Source organism: Corynebacterium sp. (assembly GCF_030530965.1).
GTDB lineage: Bacteria > Actinomycetota > Actinomycetes > Mycobacteriales > Mycobacteriaceae > Corynebacterium.
This window is the reverse complement of the sequence record NZ_JAUMTY010000052.1, coordinates 1-6,029: the sequence shown is the minus strand read 5'-3', so window position 1 is coordinate 6,029 and position 6,029 is coordinate 1. Positions and strand designations below refer to the sequence as shown.

General features: G+C 58.3%; 7 protein-coding genes and 1 other RNA gene. 5 read left to right on the top strand and 3 right to left on the bottom strand.

Annotated features, from left to right (window positions below):
* Both Q3981_RS08895 and Q3981_RS08890 read right to left on the bottom strand, forming a co-directional pair.
* A partial coding sequence (locus tag Q3981_RS08895) for an SURF1 family protein (RefSeq protein WP_303125402.1) occupies positions 1–710 on the bottom strand: 710 nt, incomplete at its 3' end.
* 2 nt (positions 711–712) lie between these two features.
* The gene (locus Q3981_RS08890) at positions 713–1,210 is read right to left on the bottom strand and encodes a low molecular weight protein-tyrosine-phosphatase (protein WP_303125400.1); all 498 of its coding nucleotides are present in this window, start codon (positions 1,208–1,210) and stop codon (positions 713–715) included.
* A gap of 34 nt (positions 1,211–1,244) precedes the next feature.
* On the opposite strand from Q3981_RS08890, the gene cobC reads away from it, so the two are divergent.
* The 5 genes from cobC to rnpB all read left to right on the top strand — a co-directional run bounded on the left by cobC (position 1,245) and on the right by rnpB (position 5,815).
* A complete protein-coding gene (cobC, locus tag Q3981_RS08885) occupies positions 1,245–2,588 on the top strand; it encodes an Rv2231c family pyridoxal phosphate-dependent protein CobC (protein ID WP_303125398.1) in 1,344 nt (447 codons plus the stop codon).
* A gap of 53 nt (positions 2,589–2,641) precedes the next feature.
* Complete coding sequence (locus Q3981_RS08880) at positions 2,642–3,760, top strand: Nif3-like dinuclear metal center hexameric protein (protein ID WP_303125396.1); 1,119 nt, start codon at positions 2,642–2,644, stop codon at positions 3,758–3,760.
* 157 nt (positions 3,761–3,917) lie between these two features.
* Complete coding sequence (locus Q3981_RS08875; RefSeq protein WP_303125395.1) at positions 3,918–4,667, top strand: zinc ribbon domain-containing protein; 750 nt, start codon at positions 3,918–3,920, stop codon at positions 4,665–4,667.
* On the top strand, positions 4,667–5,344 hold the full coding sequence (locus Q3981_RS08870; RefSeq protein ID WP_303125392.1) for a histidine phosphatase family protein: 678 nt from the start codon (positions 4,667–4,669) through the stop codon (positions 5,342–5,344). Before Q3981_RS08875 ends, Q3981_RS08870 begins: the two co-directional genes overlap by 1 nt.
* Before the next feature lie 11 nt (positions 5,345–5,355).
* An RNA gene (rnpB, locus tag Q3981_RS08865) (RNase P RNA component class A) lies at positions 5,356–5,815 on the top strand.
* Here rnpB and Q3981_RS08860 read toward each other — a convergent pair.
* A partial coding sequence (locus Q3981_RS08860) for a hypothetical protein (RefSeq protein WP_303125390.1) occupies positions 5,809–6,029 on the bottom strand: 221 nt, incomplete at its 5' end. The two genes, rnpB and Q3981_RS08860, sit on opposite strands and share 7 nt — an antisense overlap.

Here is a 6,029-nt window from a genome sequence, read left to right as displayed (position 1 = left end):
GGAGCTAAAATCCCGAACGTAATCCACTGGATGCCGTACGACAGGTAGGGGCCAGAATCCAGCTGCGGAAGCGGAATAGCGTTGAGCGTCCCCGGCTGATTGTCCTCGAGCTGGACATACCCTTTAACAAAATTTTCCTGGGGGATCTCTTTCTTGTACCAGGATGACGATAGGTTCGTGATCTCGGTGTAACCATCGTCATGGGTCGTTTTCGGCTCTTCGGGGGCGGGCTCGTCCAACCGAACATAGCCTTGGATCGTCACTTTTCCGCTGGGTGGCGGAGCAAAGGACGGGATCCTGCTTCCAGATTCAGGCCTCACATAGCCGCGGTTCACCATGATGACCGTGCCATCGTCAGCACGAAAAGGAGTCAGAATCTGGTACGCGGCATCGGAATTGACCGGGCGGTTACGCAGCACCAGTTCCTCGTCGGCAAGAAAAGAACCTTGGAGTTTGACGCGCTTCCACTCGTTGGATTCTTCGATGGTCCCGGTTGGTGCCGACGCCGTCTTCGTGATGACCTTCGACAGAGGTACGGGGTCCGCATGGAACGATTTTTCCAACCTGTGATTGGTCGCCTGCGTCCTTGAATTTTTCCCGAGTTGCCACGGCGCCAGGACTGTGAACGCCACATAGGCGAACGCGATCACCAGGATTGCGGTAATTACCCATCCTGGTTTGAGGAATGTTCGCCAACCCCGTTGAGCCATTCTTATCGGTCCGATCGATCCTCTAATTCACGTGTCACCCACGACACTAGCCCCGGCAGCGCAGCCTCGATGGAATAGTAGACGTCAGTGAAATCCTCTTTCGTCCCGTAGTAGGGATCCTGCAGTGGTTCATGGCGTCCACCAGCGGGATCGAAGGAGCGAAGGAAACGGATCTTGTGCGACGGGACACCATCGTTCCGGAGGGCACGTCGGTGGCCGTCGTCCATGACGATGAACAGGTTCGCGTCGGCAAATTGGGGACCATATTGTTTTGCGCGATGCTCAGTCCCATCGAGTCCGTGCTCACGGAGGGTTTCGACGGCACGATGGTCGGCGCCTTGTCCCACATGCCAGCCGCCAAGGCCGCACGATTCCACGCGCACTTGGCTGAGGAGTCCTTCGCGCTCGAGGGCATCACGCGCCATCACGTCAGCCATTGCCGAACGGCAAATGTTACCCGTGCATACGAAGACAATTTTTAAGGTTTCGGTACCTGTCACAGGTGATCCTTTCGTGGTGGTGTTGACGCCAACAATGAGGATATCCACGGTGCAGGCAGAGCCTATTGCCGACGCGACTATCTATCGTAGTGGTGGCGTGGGACTCGCTGAAGTGCGGCATGGAATGAGCAGCGATTGGATGGGCTGCGGTTGGGATAAGCCGCGATTGGGATGGGGGCCGTGGCCCGTGGGTACTGTATTCACTGTGAATGACGTGATGAAGATTCATGGGGATCAAGCCGCGCGGGGAGCGGACCTTGATTTCGCAGTGAATGTTCGGCACCCAGCGCCCCCGACGTGGCTGCAGGAGGCGCTGGCGCATCGCTTGAGCGATCTCGGTGCGTATCCGTGGGAAGAGCAGGAAACGCGCGAGGTCATCGCCGATTTTCATGGGTGTGATCCGTCAGAAATCATGCTTCTTAACGGTGTGGCTGAGGGCTTTTCCTTGCTTCCCCAGATCTTTGGTGGGAGGCGAGCTACGGCCGCGGGAGGTTCTGCTTGCCGACGGGGGGATGGCGTTCGAGCGGCTGTTCTGCATCCTTCCTTCACCGAGCCCGATCTTGCGTTGACCAGCGCTAATATTCCGGTCACGCGTGTTATTCGGTGGTCTCTTGCCGACGAAGACTGGCCGGGCGTGATTCCTGACGACGCGAATCTCGTGGTGATTGGTAATCCGACGAATCCGACAGGAGTTCTTCACCGCCGGGAGGATATTGAGCGGGCGCTTTGCCCCGGACGGATCGTTCTGGTGGATGAGGCGTTTATCGATATGGCCACGTCAGAGCCTATTGATAACACTGATGGCACTGATGGTGTGCGTTATGAGCGCCAGTCTGAGAACCAGAATGAGTGCCCCGAGTCGCTTGTACCACATCGGCCGGCCGGGGTAGTGGTGGCCCGATCGTTGACGAAGACATTTTCGGTGGCGGGGCTTCGGTGCGGGTATTTCGTCGGTGACGCAGACGTGATTGAGAGACTTAGCCACGGACGTCCGCCCTGGTCTGTGGGAACGTTGGCATTGGAAGCGATGCGTCAAGCAGTGAGTCCCCTGGGCATCGAGTGGTCCCGACTCGATAAAGAAGAGATGGTGCGCAATCGGACCGCGATGGTGGAGGCCTTGACCACATCGGGCTGGAAGGTTTATCCCTCCGCAGCCCCATTTATGCTGGTCATTCCACCGGAACGGTATGGCCCGGCATCGCCGGAATCGACGCGTCGTCTGACCCAGGAACTCGCAGCACGCAGCATTGCGGTTCGGCGTACGGACACGTTCCCCGGACTTGATGGCACCGCACTCCGGCTAGCTGTGAGGCCTCCGCGTGACGTGGAACAGCTCATTGACGCTGTTCAGCACATTCAAAGTGGTCGTCGAGCATAGCCATGATGCCTTATTGCCCCAGTCGTGTCCTAGCCTCATGCCACAATAGGGCTATGACTACAGTCGCTGATATTCGTCAGACCATGGATGCCGCATTTCCCCCGGTCCTGGCAGAAGAGTGGGATCGCGTGGGCCTCATCTGCGGAGATCCGTCCGCGAGTGTTTCCCGAGTCGCCGTCGCGTTAGAGGCCACGGACGCCGTCGTCGATCACGCCATTGACCAGGGTGCGGACATGCTCATTGTCCACCACCCTTTGTTGTTGAGGGGCACTCATTCCGTGGCGACGGACGATCCGAAGGGCCGGTTACTCCACCGGTTGATTAAAAACGACTGCGCGTTATTTGCCGCCCATACCAATGCCGACGCTGCTCGGGGCGGCGTCAACGATATCTTGGCAGACCTCCTGGGCGTGACACAGACGAAGCCGCTCAACCCCATTAAGTCGACGCTGCATAAGTGGGGCGTAATGGTCCCTGTCGACCATGTTGACAAGGTGAAAGACGCGGTATTCGCCGTGGGGGCGGGCAAGATCGGCCAGTACTCCCACTGCAGCTTCGAGACCGAGGGCACAGGCCAGTTTTTGCCGGAGGACGGTTCCCACCCGGCTTTAGGTAGCGTCGGCAAGATAGAGCATGCCACCGAGGTAAGAGTGGAATTTGTTGCTCGTCCAAACCTCGACGACGCCATTATCGACGCTATTGCCCGCGCCCATCCATATGAAGAACCCGCTTTTGATTGCGTCACCATGAGCGGTGGTGTGATCGGCGGGATTGGTCGCGTCGGGAAACTCGCTAGCCCAACGACGCTCAAGGAGTTCACTCAGCGGGTTGCGGATGCGTTACCGGAAACCGTGGAGGGCATCAGAGCAGCTGGCGATCCCGATACGCGCATTGAAACAGTGGCGTTGTGCTCGGGAGCGGGTGACAGTTTCTTGGACCAAGCGCGGGTGGTGGGTGCCGATGTGTATGTGACTTCGGACCTCCGCCACCATCCTGCCGACGAGCACCTCCGCCGCGGAAAGCCTGTTTTGGTGGATACAGCACATTGGGCCAGCGAGTTTCCGTGGTGTGCATCCGTCGCCACCATGATGCGTGAGCAGTTGGGTCTGCCCGCCGAGGTGATTGAGGTGAGGACAGATCCCTGGACAGTCCACGCCACCAAGAAGCGGTAGGACGAGTCCGAATGACCCAACGGCCTGCCGAGACGTGTGGCATTGAGCGCCACACGGACGGCCGGTTTGCTGGTTTACTAGAGATCAGTGTTCTAGAGATATAACTGCTAGTGCTGGCGCACCAGGCGCTTCAACCGTCACGATGGAGGAGGACAGCATGAAATGCTCAGTGCGGGATCAAAAAAGGCTTCTTGATATGTCCCGGCTCCACAACGACATTGAGGTGCTGGAAGCGCGGGCCGTCAACCTGCCAGAAAAACAGCGGCTTGACGAAGTTTTGAGGCAGAAAGCCCTCGCTCGTTCTCGCACTGTTGCTGCATCGGTCACGCTCTCAGAGATGGATGCTGAATTATTCAAGCTCAACAGTGATATTGCCAAGCTTCGTCGCCGAGAGGCCGACGATCGCCAACGGCTCACGGTGACCTCAGACCGTGAACGACGACGCGACCTTAATCATGACATTAACGCTGCCCAGCGGATCCGAGCACGGCTGGAATCTCGACGCGATGACGTCGAAACCCAGCGTGACCAGCACCTCAAAAGCCCTGAGAGTCTGGACCAGCCACCGGAAACAATTGACTCAGGTGATTCCGTTGCGGCTGCTCGTCGCGCATTGGATGACTCGATCATGGCGGTGCAGCGGCGGATAGACGAAAAGCATCGAAAAGTTCAGGTTATTAAAAACGAATTGCCCGACGAGATCGTCGAGGCCTACGACATACAGCGCGAGGATCACGGAGTCGGAGCCGCTCAGCTGATAGACCGCGTGTGCCAGGGATGCCACATGTCGCTGGATAATGCCACGTTAACGGCATTTCGCAAGGCCCCCGCCGACGAACTCCTCCAATGCCCGGAGTGCAATACATACCTCATTCGGTACAACCCTGAACTGGGAGGAGCGGTCTGATGGCTGCCTGGCTACCGGGATCATCCGAGACACAGCGCTGCCGGTTAGTGTTGCTCCGACATGGACAAACGCCGTACTCCACACAAGGTAAGTACGCAGGTCGCGCCGACATCCCTCTTACCGACGAAGGACACCGCCAGGCTCGCCGAGCCGGCCGATGGCTACGCGACGCCGATTTAACAGCCGCGGTGACATCGCCTGCGTTACGCTGCCGTCAAACCCTTGATGACCTCAAAGAAGAGCTGGGTCCCGGGTCGGTGCAGTCAACGGACTTGCCCGTCGACGTCGTCGATAACCTCATCGAACTCGATTTTGGTGAATGGGATGGGCGGACGTTCAAAGACGTTCATGATCACTTTGGCGAGATTCACGAAAAGTGGTTTACCGATTGGACGATGCCCGTACCCGGAGGAGAAAGTGTTCAGGCCGTAGATCAGCGGGTTCACCGGGCGGTGGCGGAACTCGTTGACCAACACTGGGGAGACAACCTGCTGCTCGTTAGCCACGTGACCCCCATCAAGTCGGTTCTGCGCCGAGCTTTGTGTGCCGACTCTGACTTCTTTGTTCGGCTTCACCTGGATACGTCGTCAATCAGCATCGTTGATTTTTATAGCGATGGCCCGATCTGCGTGCAAGCCATCAATTCCACCGCGCACCTTGTTGATGGGGTAGAGTGAAGCCTCGCGATTGAGCCGGCCGGGTAATCGCGGGGGCGGAATCGACAGCACAGCGAGTTCTCTGCTTGCAGAGACCGTGCCTGATGCTGCGCAGACCGTCGTCGAGGAAAGTCCGGACTCCACAGAGCACGGATGTTGCTAACAGCAACCCAGGGCGACCTGAGGGCACGTGCAACAGAAAGTAGACCGCCTGCAGACGCAATATCTGCAGGTAAGGGTGAAAGGGTGCGGTAAGAGCGCACCAGCACTGCAGGTGACTGTGGTGGCTAGGTAAACCCTTCCGGGAGCAAGGCATGATGGCGCACCATTGCTGTGGTGCGCCGGCGCGGGCGTTTGAGGGCTGCTCGTCCAAGTCCGCGGGTAAGCCGCGTGAGGCTGCTAGCGATGGCAGCCCAAGATAGATGATTACCTCTTATGCCGGGGGAGACCCCGCATGGTAGACAAAATCCGGCTTATAGGCCGGCTCATTCGCTATCTGTATGTGGGGGCTGTATGTGTGCCGGCTCGGCGAAAGATAGTTCCGTGACCTTGACCCCGTTGTTTCGCCGCTCGTCGCCAGCCTTTGGCTGAGGCCCATCCTTCTTCGGCTTCACCAACGCGAGTACCGACGTGGACGCGCCGGGAATAGGTCGTGCAGCAACAATCCTCTGGCCGGGGATCTCGCTGAGAAAGCCAGGGGCACCAG

What these genes read in the sequence shown, in the direction of transcription:
- Q3981_RS08875 (WP_303125395.1), top strand. Translation starts at nt 3,918, where the DNA reads ATGAAATGCTCAGTGCGGGATCAAAAAAGGCTTCTTGATATGTCCCGG.
- Q3981_RS08870 (WP_303125392.1), top strand. Translation starts at nt 4,667, where the DNA reads ATGGCTGCCTGGCTACCGGGATCATCCGAGACACAGCGCTGCCGGTTA.
- cobC (WP_303125398.1), top strand. Translation starts at nt 1,245, where the DNA reads ATGAGGATATCCACGGTGCAGGCAGAGCCTATTGCCGACGCGACTATC.
- Q3981_RS08880 (WP_303125396.1), top strand. Translation starts at nt 2,642, where the DNA reads ATGACTACAGTCGCTGATATTCGTCAGACCATGGATGCCGCATTTCCC.